General features: G+C 59.7%; 23 protein-coding genes. 19 read left to right on the forward strand and 4 right to left on the reverse strand.

Going from position 1 to position 14015, the window contains the following annotated elements; genetic code table 11:
- Positions 1 to 6: 6 nt before the first annotated feature.
- From rplN to G452_RS0103320, 19 genes are all read left to right on the forward strand, one after another.
- Positions 7 to 375: a 50S ribosomal protein L14 gene (gene rplN / locus G452_RS0103240; RefSeq protein WP_022660822.1), complete on the forward strand. Its 369-nt coding sequence runs from the start codon at positions 7 to 9 to the stop codon at positions 373 to 375.
- Positions 376 to 389: 14 nt separating this feature from the next.
- Entirely contained in the window at positions 390 to 710 is a 321-nt protein-coding gene (gene rplX, locus G452_RS0103245) for a 50S ribosomal protein L24 (RefSeq protein WP_022660823.1), read from the forward strand.
- Between the two features lie 9 nt (positions 711 to 719).
- Complete coding sequence (gene rplE / locus G452_RS0103250; RefSeq protein WP_022660824.1) at positions 720 to 1259, forward strand: 50S ribosomal protein L5; 540 nt, start codon at positions 720 to 722, stop codon at positions 1257 to 1259.
- 12 nt (positions 1260 to 1271) lie between these two features.
- Positions 1272 to 1457 carry a type Z 30S ribosomal protein S14 gene (locus G452_RS21005; RefSeq protein WP_078716313.1) on the forward strand — a complete coding sequence of 62 codons (186 nt, stop codon included), beginning with the start codon at positions 1272 to 1274 and terminating at the stop codon, positions 1455 to 1457.
- Positions 1458 to 1468: 11 nt separating this feature from the next.
- On the forward strand, positions 1469 to 1852 hold the full coding sequence (gene rpsH, locus G452_RS0103255; RefSeq protein ID WP_022660825.1) for a 30S ribosomal protein S8: 384 nt from the start codon (positions 1469 to 1471) through the stop codon (positions 1850 to 1852).
- Positions 1853 to 1865: 13 nt separating this feature from the next.
- On the forward strand, positions 1866 to 2399 hold the full coding sequence (rplF, locus tag G452_RS0103260; RefSeq protein ID WP_022660826.1) for a 50S ribosomal protein L6: 534 nt from the start codon (positions 1866 to 1868) through the stop codon (positions 2397 to 2399).
- A 12-nt stretch (positions 2400 to 2411) separates the two neighbouring features.
- Positions 2412 to 2771: a 50S ribosomal protein L18 gene (gene rplR, locus G452_RS0103265; RefSeq protein ID WP_022660827.1), complete on the forward strand. Its 360-nt coding sequence runs from the start codon at positions 2412 to 2414 to the stop codon at positions 2769 to 2771.
- Positions 2772 to 2793: 22 nt separating this feature from the next.
- The gene (gene rpsE / locus G452_RS0103270) at positions 2794 to 3285 is read left to right on the forward strand and encodes a 30S ribosomal protein S5 (RefSeq protein ID WP_022660828.1); all 492 of its coding nucleotides are present in this window, start codon (positions 2794 to 2796) and stop codon (positions 3283 to 3285) included.
- A gap of 34 nt (positions 3286 to 3319) precedes the next feature.
- A complete protein-coding gene (rpmD, locus tag G452_RS0103275) occupies positions 3320 to 3499 on the forward strand; it encodes a 50S ribosomal protein L30 (RefSeq protein ID WP_022660829.1) in 180 nt (59 codons plus the stop codon).
- Positions 3496 to 3951, forward strand: coding sequence for a 50S ribosomal protein L15 (gene rplO / locus G452_RS0103280; RefSeq protein ID WP_022660830.1), 456 nt, complete (start codon positions 3496 to 3498; stop codon positions 3949 to 3951). The genes rpmD and rplO overlap by 4 nt, the downstream gene beginning before the upstream one ends.
- Positions 3952 to 3954: 3 nt before the next feature.
- Positions 3955 to 5274 carry a preprotein translocase subunit SecY gene (secY, locus tag G452_RS0103285; protein ID WP_022660831.1) on the forward strand — a complete coding sequence of 440 codons (1320 nt, stop codon included), beginning with the start codon at positions 3955 to 3957 and terminating at the stop codon, positions 5272 to 5274.
- Positions 5275 to 5277: 3 nt separating this feature from the next.
- Positions 5278 to 6048: a type I methionyl aminopeptidase gene (gene map, locus G452_RS0103290; RefSeq protein ID WP_022660832.1), complete on the forward strand. Its 771-nt coding sequence runs from the start codon at positions 5278 to 5280 to the stop codon at positions 6046 to 6048.
- Between the two features lie 153 nt (positions 6049 to 6201).
- Positions 6202 to 6315: a 50S ribosomal protein L36 gene (rpmJ, locus tag G452_RS21010; RefSeq protein ID WP_078716322.1), complete on the forward strand. Its 114-nt coding sequence runs from the start codon at positions 6202 to 6204 to the stop codon at positions 6313 to 6315.
- Between the two features lie 15 nt (positions 6316 to 6330).
- Positions 6331 to 6705, forward strand: a complete 375-nt coding sequence (gene rpsM, locus G452_RS0103295) for a 30S ribosomal protein S13 (RefSeq protein ID WP_027188975.1) — start codon at positions 6331 to 6333, stop codon at positions 6703 to 6705.
- A gap of 53 nt (positions 6706 to 6758) precedes the next feature.
- Positions 6759 to 7145, forward strand: coding sequence for a 30S ribosomal protein S11 (gene rpsK / locus G452_RS0103300; RefSeq protein WP_022660834.1), 387 nt, complete (start codon positions 6759 to 6761; stop codon positions 7143 to 7145).
- 15 nt (positions 7146 to 7160) lie between these two features.
- Complete coding sequence (gene rpsD / locus G452_RS0103305) at positions 7161 to 7790, forward strand: 30S ribosomal protein S4 (RefSeq protein WP_022660835.1); 630 nt, start codon at positions 7161 to 7163, stop codon at positions 7788 to 7790.
- Positions 7791 to 7801: 11 nt separating this feature from the next.
- Complete coding sequence (locus tag G452_RS0103310) at positions 7802 to 8842, forward strand: DNA-directed RNA polymerase subunit alpha (RefSeq protein ID WP_022660836.1); 1041 nt, start codon at positions 7802 to 7804, stop codon at positions 8840 to 8842.
- Complete coding sequence (rplQ, locus tag G452_RS0103315; protein WP_022660837.1) at positions 8832 to 9248, forward strand: 50S ribosomal protein L17; 417 nt, start codon at positions 8832 to 8834, stop codon at positions 9246 to 9248. The genes G452_RS0103310 and rplQ overlap by 11 nt, the downstream gene beginning before the upstream one ends.
- Before the next feature lie 94 nt (positions 9249 to 9342).
- On the forward strand, positions 9343 to 10224 hold the full coding sequence (locus tag G452_RS0103320; RefSeq protein ID WP_022660838.1) for a selenium metabolism-associated LysR family transcriptional regulator: 882 nt from the start codon (positions 9343 to 9345) through the stop codon (positions 10222 to 10224).
- On the opposite strand, the gene G452_RS0103325 is transcribed toward G452_RS0103320, so the two are convergent.
- The 4 genes from G452_RS0103325 to G452_RS17840 are packed head-to-tail and all read right to left on the reverse strand — an operon-like array spanning position 10221 to position 13917.
- Positions 10221 to 11078 carry a menaquinone biosynthetic enzyme MqnA/MqnD family protein gene (locus G452_RS0103325; protein ID WP_022660839.1) on the reverse strand — a complete coding sequence of 286 codons (858 nt, stop codon included), beginning with the start codon at positions 11076 to 11078 and terminating at the stop codon, positions 10221 to 10223. The genes G452_RS0103320 and G452_RS0103325 overlap by 4 nt on opposite strands.
- A complete protein-coding gene (gene mqnC / locus G452_RS0103330; protein ID WP_022660840.1) occupies positions 11075 to 12136 on the reverse strand; it encodes a cyclic dehypoxanthinyl futalosine synthase in 1062 nt (353 codons plus the stop codon). The genes G452_RS0103325 and mqnC overlap by 4 nt, the downstream gene beginning before the upstream one ends.
- Positions 12137 to 12170: 34 nt before the next feature.
- A complete protein-coding gene (mqnE, locus tag G452_RS0103335) occupies positions 12171 to 13277 on the reverse strand; it encodes an aminofutalosine synthase MqnE (protein ID WP_022660841.1) in 1107 nt (368 codons plus the stop codon).
- Positions 13270 to 13917: a TetR/AcrR family transcriptional regulator gene (locus G452_RS17840; protein WP_022660842.1), complete on the reverse strand. Its 648-nt coding sequence runs from the start codon at positions 13915 to 13917 to the stop codon at positions 13270 to 13272. Before G452_RS17840 ends, mqnE begins: the two co-directional genes overlap by 8 nt.
- Between the last annotated feature and the right edge of the window lie 98 nt (positions 13918 to 14015).

Below are 14015 nucleotides of genomic sequence, written 5' to 3' on the forward strand. Positions count from 1 at the left end.
GAAGCCATGATCCAGGTGGAATCCAATCTCGACGTGGCTGACAACTCCGGTGCCAAACGGGTAGCCTGCATCAAGGTGCTTGGCGGTTCCCGTCGCCGGTACGCCACGGTCGGAGACATTATTAAGGTTTCGGTCAAAGAGGCCATGCCGCATTCCAAGGTGAAGAAAGGCGATGTCCTCAACGCCGTCATCGTGCGGACCAAGAAAGAGGTGGGCCGTCCGGACGGTTCCTACATAAAGTTCGACAACAACTCCGCTGTGCTGCTGAACAACTCCAACGAGCCCATCGGTACGCGTATCTTTGGCCCGGTGGCTCGTGAGCTGCGGCAGAAGAACTTTATGAAGATCGTCTCTCTTGCCCCCGAGGTCCTGTAAGGAGGGCCTTAACTATGAAGAGCAAGATCAGAAAAGACGACAAGGTGATGGTCATCGCCGGCAAGGATAAGGGAAAGATCGGCAAGGTCCTTCGGATTCAGAAGAAGAAGGACACGATCATGGTCGAAAAGGTGAATCTGGTTCAGCGCCACACCAAGGCCAATCCCTATGCCAATCAGCCTGGCGGGATCATTGAGAAAGAGGCCCCCGTTCATATCTCCAACGTGATGGTCATGTGCGACGCCTGCGCCAAGCCGGCCCGCATCGGCTATCGGGAGACCAAGGATGGGAAGAAGGTCCGTTACTGCAAGCATTGCAACGAACAGTTCGACTAGGGGCTGAACATGACTCGTCTTGAGAAACTCTATCGCGAGAAGGTCGTGCCTGAACTTCAGAAGGAATTCGGGTACAAAAGCCCCATGGAACTTCCCCGGCTGGAAAAGATTTCGCTGAACATCGGTCTTGGCGAAGCCAGTCAGAACAGCAAACTTATCGAGGACGCCACGGTTGAACTGACCCGCATCGCCGGTCAGCACTCCGTTGTCACCCGGGCCAAGAAGTCCATCGCCCAGTTCAAGCTGCGCGAAGGGATGCCCATCGGTTGCCGCGTCACGCTCCGTCAGGAACGTATGTGGGACTTCTTCGACAAGCTGGTGACCTTCGCCCTGCCCCGTGTGCGCGACTTTCGTGGCGTTCCGGACCGCGGGTTCGATGGTCGAGGCAACTTCACCATGGGTGTGAAAGAACACACGATTTTTCCCGAGATCGACATCGACAAGGTCGATCGGGTGAAGGGCATGAATATCACTGTCACCACGACTGCCAAGACGGACAAAGAAGGCAAGATGCTTCTCGACCTGCTTGGCATGCCCTTCAAAAAGTAGGAGGTTACCGGTTTGGCCAGGACATCTCTTCGGGTCAAGGCCCAACGCAAGCCGAAATTTAAGGTTCGCGCCTATAATCGTTGCCCGATTTGCGGGCGTTCGCGTGCGTTTCTGCGCCGGTACGGCATCTGCCGCATTTGTTTCCGCAACAAGGCGCTTGCCGGTGAACTTCCCGGCGTTCGCAAAGCGAGCTGGTAAGGAGATCACGCATGAGCGTTGTCGATCCCATTTCCGATATGCTGAGCCGCGTCAGGAATGCCTACGCTGCCTATCACAAAGGCGTCGATATCCCGACTTCCAAGATGAAGCAGGCTATCGCAGGCATCCTGAAGGATCAGGGCTATGTCTCTGACTTCACGGTCGATGAAAAGAACATCAACATCCAGTTGAAGTACTCTGACGGCAAACCGCTGATCTCCGGTCTGCGCAAGGTCAGCAAGCCTGGCCGTCGCGTATACGTCGGTGCCAGCGACATCCCCCAGGTGCAGAACGGCCTCGGCATCTGCATCCTCTCCACTTCGCGTGGAGTGCTTGAGGGTGCGCAGGCCCGGGCCGAAAACGTCGGCGGCGAGCTGCTGTGCGAGATCTGGTAGCGAGGATTGTGATATGTCCAGAATAGGAAAACAACCCGTCGCCATCCCGTCCGGCGTTGAAGTGACGCTCGGGGACGAGATCATGGTCAAGGGCCCGAAGGGCAGCCTGACCACCTCGACGCACCACACTGTCACGTACAAGCTTGAGGACGGCCAGGTCGTCGTCGAGCGCAAGGATGACTCCCGCATGGCCCGTGCCCAGCACGGCCTGCGCCGGACCCTGCTGGCCAACTGTGTCGAGGGCGTGAGCAAGGGGTTTGAAAAGACCCTGGAAGTCATCGGCGTCGGTTACAAGGTCCAGGTCGCGGGCAAGAGCGTCGTTCTCACCGTTGGGTATTCCCATCCGGTCGAGTATCCGCTCCCGGCTGGCATTGAGGCCAAGGCCGAGGGCAGCAAACTGACCATCAGCGGCATCGATAAGCAGCTGGTGGGCGAAGTCGCCGCCCAGATTCGCAAGATCCGTCAGCCGGAACCCTACAAGGGCAAGGGCATCAAGTATCTTGACGAGCAGATCAGACGTAAGGCCGGTAAGTCCGGCGGCAAATAACGGGGGAAAGCTATGAAGCTTACCAAGGAACAAGCCCGGCGGCGCAGAAAGGCCCGCATCCGGAAGAAGATTTCCGGTACGACCGAGCGGCCCCGCATGGTGGTCTTCCGTTCCAACACCCATCTCTACGTCCAGCTTGTGGACGACGAGACCGGTGCCACCCTTGTCAGCTCCTCGACCCTTACTCTCTCCAAGGAGAAGGGCAAGATGAGCGCCAACCGCGAGTCCGCTGCCGAAGTGGGCAAGGACATCGCCGGCAAGGCCAAGGAACGGAACATCGAGCAGGTGGTCTTCGACCGCAACGGGTATATCTACCACGGACGAGTGAAAGCCCTTGCCGACGGCGCCCGCGAGGGCGGCCTGAAGTTCTAGGGTCAATCGAAGGATACGGACGATGGAACAGAACGAATCCGGGCTGATTGAAAAGATCGTGTACCTCAACCGCGTGGCCAAAGTGGTCAAGGGTGGCCGGAGATTCTCCTTCAGCTGCCTGGCGGTTGTCGGCGATGGTCAGGGAAGCGTGGGGTACGGACTTGGCAAGGCCAACGAAGTGCCCGAGGCGATCCGCAAGGCCACCGAACGCGCCAGAAAAGCCATGATCAAGGTCCCCCTGCTGGACGGAACGCTTCCGTATGAGACTCTCGGCTGCTACGGCGCCGGTCGTGTCATGCTCAAGCCCGCCAGCCGCGGAACGGGCATTATCGCCGGCGGTCCTGTCCGCGCCATTATGGAAGCGGTCGGGGTGCATGACATCCTGACCAAGGCCATCGGCACGAACAATCCGCATAACGTGCTCCGCGCCACCATTGCCGGTCTGGCTTCCCTTCGCAGCGCGGAGGAAGTTTCCGAACTGCGCGGCATGAAGGTCGAGACCCCCCGGAAGTAACTCGTCCGGACGTTAAGCAGCATAGGAGACGGCCATGGCTCAGGTTACGGTTAAGCTTATGAAGAGCAAGATCGGGTGCACGCCTTCGCAGCGTGCCACCCTTGCGGCCCTCGGACTGCGGAAGATTCGGCAGGAAAACTGCTTCGAAGATTCCCCGGTCGTGCGGGGCATGATCAATAAAGTGAAGCATCTTGTGGAGGTTGTTGCATCATGAAGCTCCACGAACTCTATCCCTTCCCGGAAGAGTACAAACAGAGAAAGCGCATTGGTCGCGGTTCCGGCTCCGGCTGGGGCAAGACCAGCGCCCGCGGCCACAAGGGCCAGAAGAGCCGTACCGGCGCTTCCATCCCTGCCTGGTTCGAAGGCGGCCAGATGCCGCTCATGCGTCGTCTCCCGAAGCGCGGTTTCAAGAACCCCTTCCGGGTCGAGTATGCAGCCATCAACCTTGGTCGCCTGATCGAGGCCTTTGAGGGCAAGAACGAGATTACCCTTGAGGACATCTACGAGCGCGGCCTTTGCAAGACCGGCGCTCCGGTAAAGATTCTGGCCAACGGTGAGGTCTCCGCGGCCGTCACCATCGAGGCGCATCGGTTCAGTGCCGCTGCCGCCGAGAAGATCTCCAAGGCCGGAGGCACCGCCAAGTCCATCGAAGTTCAGGAAGGATAACACGTGGCACTCTCTGGCGTTGAGAATCTTGCGCGACTGCCCGAATTGAAGAAGCGGCTTCTGTGGACGCTGCTTCTTCTTTTCGTGTATCGCATCGGCATTCATATCCCCGTACCGGGCGTGAACGGACCAGCTCTCGCGGCCATCTTCGAAGAAGCCGCCGGGACGCTTCTCGGTCTTTTCAACATGTTTTCGGGCGGTGGATTGAAGAATCTGTCCATCTTCGCGCTGGGCATCATGCCCTACATTTCGGCGTCCATCATTCTCCAGCTGCTCACCGTGGTCAGCCCTGAGCTGAAGCGGCTGCAGAAGGAGGAAGGACAGGCCGGACGCAAGAAGATCACCCAGTACACCCGTTACGGAACCGTGCTCATTTCTCTTGTCCAGGGCTTCGGCATCGCCGTCGGCCTGGAAAGCATGGTCAGCCCCATCGGTCCCGTTGTTTCTCCGGAAACCGCGGGCTGGGCATTCAGAAGCATCACCGTGATCACCATGGTCACGGGTACGGTGTTCCTGATGTGGCTCGGCGAAAAGCTGACGGAAAAGGGCATCGGCAACGGCATTTCCCTGATCATTTTCGGCGGCATCGTCGCCGGCATGCCCAGCGCCGTGGCGCGTACGATATCGTTCATGAGCGAAGGCGTCATGAGCCCCCTGTTCGTGCTCGTCCTCGTCCTGGGCATGGTCGGCATTCTCGCGCTGATCGTTTTCGTGGAGCGAGGCCAGCGCCGTGTTCCCATCCACTATGCCAAGCGCCAGATGGGCCGACGCATGGTGGGCGGGCAGACCACGCACCTCCCGCTGCGCGTGAACACCGCAGGCGTCATCCCGCCGATCTTCGCTTCGAGCTTGCTGCTTTTCCCGGGCACCATCGCCCGGTTCTCGGACATGCCCTGGCTTCAGGCCATCTCCGACTACATGCAGCCCACTTCCATTGTTTATAACCTGCTGTACGTGGCGGTTGTGGTTTTCTTCTGCTACTTCTACACCGCCATTGTCTTCGATCCCAAGGGGATTGCCGACAACATCCAGAAGCAGGGCGGGTTCATTCCGGGCATTCGTCCGGGCGCCAAGACCCATGAATACATCGACCGCGTGCTTGCACGCATCACGCTCTGGGGTTCGCTTTACGTGTCCGCCATCTGCGTGCTGCCCATGTTCCTGATCGCACAGTTCAACGTGCCGTTCTATTTCGGCGGCACCTCGCTGCTGATCATCGTGGGCGTGGCCATGGACTTCATGGGGCAGGTCGAATCCTATATGATCTCCCGTCAGTACGAAGGCCTCATGGGCAAGGCTGGCAAGGTAAAGGGCAGGCGGTAGGTTTTGAAGAAGTTCCGAGGAGTATTCCTCAAGAACGATAGAGAGATTGGCCTCATGCGCGAGGCCAATCGCATTGTCTCAAGGATTCTGGACGAAATGGGCCAGGCTGTTGAGCCCGGCGTGACGACCATGCTCTTTGAGAAGATCGCCCAGGCGCGCTGCAGGGACTACAAGGTCCGACCGGCTTTTCTGGGGTACGGAGGTTTTCCTTTCGCACTGTGCTGCTCGGTGAATGAGGAAGTCGTGCACGGCTTTCCCTCGGACGCTAGAGTGCTTGAGGAAGGCGATATCGTCAGCTTTGACATGGGTGTTGTGTACGAGGGCTACTACGGAGACTCCGCCCGGACCTTCGCCGTCGGCAAGGTCAGCGACACCGCCCAAAGGCTGATGGACGTAACCCGGGAGTCCCTGATGAAAGGCATTGCCCAGGCACAGCCGGGTCGAAATCTCTTCGAGGTTTCCCAGGCCGTGCAGGAATACGCGGAGTCCGCCGGTTTCGGAGTTGTCCGGCGTTTCGTGGGGCACGGAATCGGGACCAGGCTGCATGAAAAGCCTGAGATTCCGAACTTCGTGCCCAAAGGGTTGCCTGGGGTGGTGCTCAAGCCGGGGATGACCCTGGCCATCGAGCCCATGATTACCGAGGGATCGCCGGAAGTGGAGATCCTTTCGGACAAATGGACGGCGGTGACCAAGGACAGGAAACTGTCCGCTCATTTCGAGCATACCATCGCCGTGACTTCGGACGGTCCCGTAATCTTGAGCCGATCCGATTGAGAAGGTGGGCAGGAAATCCTTGCGGTTTCGAAAAAACTGCTGTAAAAGACACCTTCGCTTTTTCCCGACGGGGTCCGTCGGCTGCTGTAAAAGGCATACGATTTTAAGGGATTAGTCCCGATACAATAGAGCTGAAAGATACTGGAGACGGTCATGAAAGTCAGGCCCTCTGTAAAGAAGATGTGTTCCAAGTGCAAAATCATCAGGCGCAAGGGTGTGCTGCGGGTCATTTGCGACAATCCGCGGCATAAGCAGCGTCAAGGATAAGAAGGGGTATAGAAAGTGGCACGCATTGCTGGTGTTGATCTGCCCAAAAGCAAGCGGATGGATATCGCCCTGACCTATATCTATGGTATCGGCCAGGCAACTGCTCTTGAGATCCTCAACAAGTCGGGCGTCGACTGGAACAAGAGTTCCGACGACCTCACCGCTGACGAGGCCAACACCATCCGTGTTGAAATCGAGCAGAATTACAAGGTGGAAGGCGACCTGCGTCGTGACATCACCGCGAACATCAAGCGGTTGATGGATATCGGCTGCTATCGCGGACTTCGTCACCGCAAAGGACTGCCCTGCCGCGGTCAGAAGACCCACACCAACGCCCGCACCCGTAAGGGTCCGCGCCGCTCGGTGGTTGGCCGCAAGAAGAAGAAGTAGCGGCACGTCCGCCTTTCTATATTTCAATAGATCGTATCTGAGGAGATCAGGTTATGGCGAAACCCAAGCGTTCCGCGAAGAAGAAAGAAAAAAAGAACGTTCCCGTGGGCCTTGCCCACATCAAGGCGACGTTCAACAATACGATCATCACCTTCACCGACATGAAGGGCAACGTGGTCAGCTGGGCGAGCGCTGGAGCGGCCTTCAAGGGTTCCCGCAAGAGCACCCCTTTCGCCGCCCAGATTGCCGCTGAGAACGCCGCCAAGGTCGCTCGCGACAACGGCATGCGTACCGTCGGCGTCTTTGTCAAGGGTCCGGGGTCCGGTCGTGAAGCCGCCATGCGCGCCATCGGCGCCGCCGGTTTCAAGGTCAGCTTCATCCGCGACATCACCCCGATTCCCCACAACGGCTGCCGGCCCCCGAAGCGCCGCCGCGTCTGATTCAGGAGGTTTCCCTTGGCTCGTTATACCGAAGCAAAATGCCGCATTTGCCGCCGCGAGGGACACAAGCTGTTCCTCAAGGGCGACCGCTGCTATACGGACAAGTGCGCTTACGAGCGCCGTCCTTACGCTCCCGGCGCCGCCGGGCGCAACATGCGCCGCAAGATGAGCGACTACGCCATCCAGCTGCGCGAGAAGCAGAAAGTCCGCCGTATGTACGGCATCCTCGAAGGCCAGTTCCGCCGCTACTTTGAGCGCGCCGACGCCATGAAGGGCGTCACCGGCACCAACCTGCTGGTCCTGCTCGAGCGTCGACTGGACAACGTGATCTACCGCCTTGGCTTCGCCAACTCCCGGACCCAGGCCCGTCAGCTGGTTCGTCACGGCGTCTTCGCCGTGAACGGCCGCCGCGTGGACGTGCCTTCCTTCATGGTTCGTCCGGAGGATGTCGTCGAAGTGCGCGAGAAATCCCGCAAGATCCCCGTCATCGTCGAGGCCCAGGACGTGATTGCCCGCCGCGGCTGCCCGGACTGGCTCGAAAGCGATGGCGCTGCCTTCAAGGGCAAGGTCAAAGACCTTCCCAAGCGCGAGGACATTCAGTTCCCGATCAACGAGCAGCTCATCGTCGAGCTGTACTCCAAGTAAACGGGTGATTCATGCTTGTTCAAGACGGTGACAGACTTATCAACACGCGGAACTGGTCCGAGCTCGTAAAGCCGGAACAGCTCGTCCGCGACCCCAAGTCCACCGGTACGTACGGCAAGTTCGTCTGCGAACCGTTGGAGCGCGGCTTTGCCACCACCATCGGCAATGCCCTCCGCCGTGTGCTGCTTTCCTCCTTGCAGGGAGCAGCCATCGTGGCCGCGCGTATCGAAGGGGTCCAGCACGAGTTCACCACCATCGAGGGCGTGATGGAGGACGTGACCGAAATCGTCCTCAACCTCAAGTCCGTCCGTCTGGCCATGCGCAACGTCGAGCCCCAGATATTGGTCCTTGAGGCCAACAAGCGGGGGCCCATCACCGCTGCCATGATCACTGAGAACCAGAACGTCCAGGTGCTCAGCAAGGACCAGGTCATCGGAACCCTTTCCGAGGACCGCCCCTTGAAGATGGAGCTGGAAGTGCGCATGGGCAAGGGCTATGTCCCCGCCGAGCTGCACGAAGGCCTCACCGAGGACATCGGTTTGATCACCATGGACGCCAGCTACTCCCCTGTCCGCAAGGTCGCGTACACCGTGGAGCAGGCTCGCGTCGGCCAGATGACCAACTACGACAAGCTCATTCTTGAGGTGTGGACGGACGGTTCCGTGTCCCCTGAGGATGCGGTCGCCTACAGCGCGAAGATCCTCAAGGACCAGCTTTCCGTTTTCATCAACTTCGACGAAATGTCTTCGGCCCAGCAGCCGGATGACGATGATACGGTCAACCTGAACCCGAATCTGTTCAAGAGTATTGACGAACTGGAGCTTTCGGTCCGTGCGACCAACTGCCTCAAGGCCGCCAACATCCAGCTGGTTGGCGAACTGGTGCAGCGCTCCGAGCAGCAGATGCTCAAGACCAAGAACTTTGGTCGCAAGTCCCTGGATGAGATCCGCAGGGTCTTGGACAGCATGGGACTCAAGTTCGGCATGCTCGTCGATGACTTCGACAAGAAACAGCAGGAATGGCTGAAGAGGAAAGAGAAAAATGAGGCATAGAAACTCCGGCAGAAAACTGAACCGCACCAATGCCCATCGCAAGGCTCTGATGCGGAACATGGCGCTGGCTCTGCTCACCCATGAGCGCATTCGTACCACCGAAGCCAAGGCCAAGGAGCTGCGCAAGGTTGTCGAAAGCCTCGTGACCCTTGCCCTGCGCGACGATCTGCACTCCCGTCGTCTGGCTTACAAGGCCCTGAACAATCACCAGATGGTTCAGCGTCTCTTTGACGAAATCGCTCCCCGCTTCAAGGACGGCAACGGCGGATACACCCGTATCCTCAAGCTTGCGCTTCCTCGTCGCGGCGACAACGCCCCCATGGTCGTGATCGAGCTGACCAAGCTCGCCGAGGCTGCCGCTCCGGCGGAAAAGGCTCCGGCTGAGAAGGCTTCTGCTGAAGCCTAGCGACCAGAGCATATGATTCTGAAGAGCGGCCCTTCGGGGCCGCTCTTTTTTTGGGCTTGCTGGATAGTATTTTTCTATGTAGTAAATCGAGATCATGGACTTCAGAAAACTCGAAGCGTTCTGCAAGGTGTACGAATTACGCAGCTTTTCAAAAGCCGGCCAGGAACTTCACCTTTCGCAGCCAACCATCAGCGCGCATGTGGCCTCGCTTGAAGAGCAGCTTGGACTGTTGCTTTTCGATCGACTCGGACGAAACGTACTGCCGACCAACGCCGGCGACGTTCTTTATCGCGAAGGTAAGGAGATCTTTTCCATTCTGCGCAGGGCGGAGGCGGAACTCTCCATGCTGCGCGACGAGGTCGCCGGGGAGTTGATCGTCGGCGGCAGCACCATTCCCGCCAACTATATTCTCCCGGAACTCATGGCCCGGTTCATGGCCAAGCATCCGGCCGTACGCATCGAGCTTCGCACCGGAGACACGGACGAGGTGACGGAAATGGTTGCGGAAGGGAGGCTGGACCTGGCTGTTGTCGGAGATTTGCCAGAGGTTCGCGGCATAATCCCGGAGCCTCTTTTCAGTGATCGTCTGACCGCAGTCGCTTCACCCCGGTATGTTCTTCCGCCCGACTGTCCCCTGTCGGAGTGGCCTTGGGTCATGCGGGAACAGGGGTCCGGCACAAGGCGCGCATTTGAACGTGCCCTGGCTGCCGGGGGGCATAATCCGCGCACATTGCGCTCCGTGTGCATGGTGTACGGAACCGAGGCGGCCATGCGCGTCGCCGTTGCCGGGGCCGGCATAGCCGTCGTTTCCGCGCGCGCCTGCGATGCCGCTGTCCGGCGCGGTGAGTTGCGTGTGGTCGATTGCGGGCTGCTTGAGATGGAGCGCAAATTCTATCTTCTGCGCCATGAAGGCCGTCGCGCATTTCCCGCGGCAGGGGCCTTCCTCACCTTCCTCCGAGAGAACGCCGAGATCTAGCCTGCCTTGAGCATGCTCCGTTCCAGTTCGGCGAATCGAAGCTCCGGAGCGGATTCAATGATTCCGCTTTCCGAGAGCAGGGCAAAAAAACGTTCCAGCCCCGTTTTTTCCTTGTCGCCCAGATCATACGACAGCCCGTTGAAATACGAACACATCTCCAGCGCATCCAGGGAGCTTCCGCACGAGGCCAGACCGCACAGCTCGGAGATGTGTTCCTGTCCCCACTGTTTGGCTCTCAGAAGCTGATTGACGGCGTTTTCGAGCGCGATCCGGTTTGCGTCCCAGGCTTCTCGCAAGATGATCCAGACGCCGAATATGAACGGCATTCCGGTCCATTCCAGCCATTCCTGCCCAAGATCGTAGAGGTGCGGATAGTCCGGATGGCGACGCAATTCCAGGGCCTCGTCCCCGATGGCCAGAATGGCTTCGGGCTTGTCGCCCCTGGCGAGCATCGACGTGGCGTCGCCGCTTTCGAAACGGACTTCGACCTTGTAGCGTCGCGCGAGGAGAAGGCGCAGCAGCGCGGCCGAGGTATGCGTCTGGGCGCTGACGAGAATGCTTTGCCCCGCAAGCTCGCGGACGGGCCTGCGCGAGAGCAGGAGCACGCTCTGCACAGGGCCGTGACAGCCGATGGCGAGGTCGGGCACGAGCAGGTATCTTTCGGAGCGCCGCGCATATTCGATGCTGGAGTTGGCGGAGAGGTGCAATTCCCCACGTCGCATCATCTCGTTCAGCTCTGCGGGCACGCCGGACACGATTTCCAGCTCGTGCGGCACGAGCCCCTGCTCCAGCGGGTGATAGATCGGCAGAACGTTTCTATACCCGATCTTTCCGAGTTTCAGGCGTGCATTCATGCCGTTTCCACCGGCTGATACGTCATGTTCCGCTGCACTGGCCGAAATCCAGCCGCTTCGATGAGACGGTGGATCTCTTCCCGCGTCAGCCGGAAGCAAACCCCGGCGGCTCGGACGACGTTTTCCTCGATCATCAGCGAGCCGAAGTCGTTGCCCCCGAAATAGAGGGCGAGCTGCGCGATCTTCGGTCCCATCGTGACCCACGAAACCTGGATGTTGTCCACGTTGTCCAGCACGATGCGCGAGAGCGCGAGCACGCGGAGGTATTCGGGCGAGGTCAGGGGCCGGGCCTTGATGTTGGTGTTCTCCGGCTGGAAGGTCCAGGGAATGAAGGCTGTGAAGCCCCCTGTGCGGTCCTGCGTTGCGCGTACCGCGAAGAGATGATCGAGGCGGTGCTCCGGTTCCTCCTCATGCCCGAACATCATGGTGGCCGTGGTGCGCAGTCCCTGGGCGTGCGCTTCTTCCATGACGGCGAGCCAGGCGTCCGCCGAGCATTTGTTGGGCGAAACCCGTTCGCGCACCTCATTGACCAGGATTTCCGCGCCGCCACCCGGAATGGAATGCAATCCCGCTTTGCGCAACCGCTGGAGCACTTCCGCCACGCTCATGCCGTAGAGGCCCGCAAAGTAGTGAATTTCAGGCGGCGAAAAAGCGTGCACATGGATGCTGGGATAGCTTTCCCGTATGAATCCGAGCAATTCTTCATAGAATTCAAAGGGGAGGTCAGGATGGTGGCCGCCCTGCATCAGGATTTGCGTGCCACCGAGCGCGAGGGTTTCCTCGATTTTCCGTGACAAATCCTCGCGGCTGATGACGTAGCCGCCTTCCTGGCCAGGAGCTTTGAAAAAGGCGCAGAAGCGGCAACCGCAGGAACAGATGTTGGAATAATTGATGTTCCTGTCCGCAACGTAGGTGACGACCGGAGCGGGATGCTTGCGCAGCCGGATCTCGTGGGCCAGCGCGCCGAGTGCGTGCAGCGGCGCGGATTCGTAAAGCGCGGCGGCTTCCTGCCTGTCGATGCGCCCGCCGGAGCGGACCTTGTCGAAAATATCTTGCATGGCGCGGTCTCGTTGGTTGCATTGACGACGCGGGTTACCCCCGGCGCGTCTCAATTGGATTGAAGTAGGAATCGCGCTCCACAGGGCGAAATCCGCAACCGCGGATCATTTCGTCCAGCTCCGAGCGGGTCAGGCCCTGCTGCGAGGTGGCGCCCGCCTCGTGCCCGATCTTTTCTTCCACCACGGTCCCGTCGAAGTCGTCCGCGCCCCAGAGCAGGGCGGCCTGGGCCTGCTTGACCGTGAGCATGACCCAATACGCCTTGATGTGCGGCACGTTGTCGAGCATCAGCCTGGAAATAGCGATGGTCTTGAGTTCGTCGAGCCCGGTCAGCGGGCGCTCGATCTTGAGCTTGCTGTTTTCCGTGAGGAACGGCAGTGGGATGAAGCAGACGAAGCCGTTTGCCCGGTCCTGAAGGCGGCGCAGCCGATCCAGATGGTCGAGTCGATGGGCGCTGGTTTCGATGTGTCCGAAGAGCATGGTGCAATTGGTCTTCAGGCCGAGGCCGTGGGCCTCCTCGTGAATGCGCAGCCATTCTTCGGCGTCGCTTTTGCGCGGGCAGACCTGTTCGCGGATTTCCGGCGCGAAGATTTCCGCGCCTCCGCCGGGGAGCATGTTCAGCCCGGCGGCCTGGAGACGCCGCAAGGTTTCCAGGGTCGATATTCCTTCCAGCGCGGCAAAATGCGCAATTTCCACGGCGGTGAAGCATTTCAGCACGGCTTGGGGATAGCGGCCGCGCAATTCGGCCAGTGTCTGCTCGAAAAAGCTCAGGGGCAGGGTCGGATGGCAGCCGCCGACCATATGGATTTCGCGCGGCTCGCTGGGGGCGCGTTCGAGCTTGTCGAGCACATCTTCCCGACTGAGGCGGAATGCGCCGGTTTGCTCGTCGTTTTCGCGCTGATAGGCGCAAAAGGTGCAGCCGTTGACGCAGACGTTGGTGTAGTTGATGTGGCGGTTGACCACGTAGTAGGCGGCGTCGCCGTGCATCCGCGTACGGACGAGGTGGGCCAGGTCGCCCACGGCCAGCGGGTCCGGGCAGGCGAAAAGGGCCTCCCCGTCCGAGAGGCTCAGGCGTTCACCGGCCAGAACCTTGTCCAGGACGGTTTCCAGGCCGAGGCGGGCGTACCGCTGACGATCAAGCATGCTGTTCTCCGTTGTTCGCCGCCAGGGCGCGGCGGATGAAATCCATGAGCTGGTCGATGCGTTGGCGCGAATCCGCTTCGGAGATGCCGTGCAGGGCGGGATGCACTTCCGGGACCGTCAGGGACTGGAGCAGGCGGTCGAAAAGACCGTCCACCAGGAACACGGCCATGTTCAGGTCAAGGTCGGAGCGCAGCTCGCCCCGGCGAATTCCTTCCTCCAGGAGCGGGGTCAGGTATTTGGCCGCGTAGCCGCGCACCTGGCGCAGGAAGGAGACGCGAAACGGCACGTTCTCCTGGAAGAGAACCTTGAGATAGATGCGGTAGAGGCGGGGATGGGCGCGCACGAATTCCAGCCCGGCCTCCAGGCTCAGCCGCAAGCGGTCGAAGGTGTCCCCCTCGGCCTCGCGGGCCTTGCGGAGCGGGCCTTTGAGCTTTTCCACGGAATGCTCGAAAACGCACTGGAAGATGCCTTCCTTGGTGCCGAAATAGTTGAAAAGCGACCCTTTGGCGATGCCGAGGCGCTTGACCATGCGGTTGATGCTGGCCTGATGGAAGCCGTGTTCGGCGAACTCCTCCACGGCGGCGTCGAGCACGCGTTCCTGCTTTTGCGGATCAAGGTTTTCAAAGGTCTTGCTGCGCATCTTTCTTGCCTTTGGCTGAGGGCTTTCGTACAGTGACCAGGTGGTCATCGGCAGGTGCGAATGACCAGGTGGTCACCGTAGTTTTCGTTTCGAAGCTT

Origin of the sequence: Paucidesulfovibrio longus DSM 6739 (assembly GCF_000420485.1) — a bacterium.
Taxonomy (GTDB): domain Bacteria; phylum Desulfobacterota; class Desulfovibrionia; order Desulfovibrionales; family Desulfovibrionaceae; genus Paucidesulfovibrio; species Paucidesulfovibrio longus.

What these genes read in the sequence shown, in the direction of transcription:
- rplN (WP_022660822.1), top strand. Translation starts at nt 7, where the DNA reads ATGATCCAGGTGGAATCCAATCTCGACGTGGCTGACAACTCCGGTGCC.
- rplX (WP_022660823.1), top strand. Translation starts at nt 390, where the DNA reads ATGAAGAGCAAGATCAGAAAAGACGACAAGGTGATGGTCATCGCCGGC.
- rplE (WP_022660824.1), top strand. Translation starts at nt 720, where the DNA reads ATGACTCGTCTTGAGAAACTCTATCGCGAGAAGGTCGTGCCTGAACTT.
- rpsH (WP_022660825.1), top strand. Translation starts at nt 1,469, where the DNA reads ATGAGCGTTGTCGATCCCATTTCCGATATGCTGAGCCGCGTCAGGAAT.
- rplF (WP_022660826.1), top strand. Translation starts at nt 1,866, where the DNA reads ATGTCCAGAATAGGAAAACAACCCGTCGCCATCCCGTCCGGCGTTGAA.
- rplR (WP_022660827.1), top strand. Translation starts at nt 2,412, where the DNA reads ATGAAGCTTACCAAGGAACAAGCCCGGCGGCGCAGAAAGGCCCGCATC.
- rpsE (WP_022660828.1), top strand. Translation starts at nt 2,794, where the DNA reads ATGGAACAGAACGAATCCGGGCTGATTGAAAAGATCGTGTACCTCAAC.
- rpmD (WP_022660829.1), top strand. Translation starts at nt 3,320, where the DNA reads ATGGCTCAGGTTACGGTTAAGCTTATGAAGAGCAAGATCGGGTGCACG.
- rplO (WP_022660830.1), top strand. Translation starts at nt 3,496, where the DNA reads ATGAAGCTCCACGAACTCTATCCCTTCCCGGAAGAGTACAAACAGAGA.
- rpmJ (WP_078716322.1), top strand. Translation starts at nt 6,202, where the DNA reads ATGAAAGTCAGGCCCTCTGTAAAGAAGATGTGTTCCAAGTGCAAAATC.
- rpsK (WP_022660834.1), top strand. Translation starts at nt 6,759, where the DNA reads ATGGCGAAACCCAAGCGTTCCGCGAAGAAGAAAGAAAAAAAGAACGTT.
- G452_RS0103310 (WP_022660836.1), top strand. Translation starts at nt 7,802, where the DNA reads ATGCTTGTTCAAGACGGTGACAGACTTATCAACACGCGGAACTGGTCC.
- rplQ (WP_022660837.1), top strand. Translation starts at nt 8,832, where the DNA reads ATGAGGCATAGAAACTCCGGCAGAAAACTGAACCGCACCAATGCCCAT.
- G452_RS0103320 (WP_022660838.1), top strand. Translation starts at nt 9,343, where the DNA reads ATGGACTTCAGAAAACTCGAAGCGTTCTGCAAGGTGTACGAATTACGC.
- G452_RS0103325 (WP_022660839.1), bottom strand. Translation starts at nt 11,078, where the DNA reads ATGAATGCACGCCTGAAACTCGGAAAGATCGGGTATAGAAACGTTCTG.
- mqnC (WP_022660840.1), bottom strand. Translation starts at nt 12,136, where the DNA reads ATGCAAGATATTTTCGACAAGGTCCGCTCCGGCGGGCGCATCGACAGG.
- mqnE (WP_022660841.1), bottom strand. Translation starts at nt 13,277, where the DNA reads ATGCTTGATCGTCAGCGGTACGCCCGCCTCGGCCTGGAAACCGTCCTG.
- G452_RS17840 (WP_022660842.1), bottom strand. Translation starts at nt 13,917, where the DNA reads ATGCGCAGCAAGACCTTTGAAAACCTTGATCCGCAAAAGCAGGAACGC.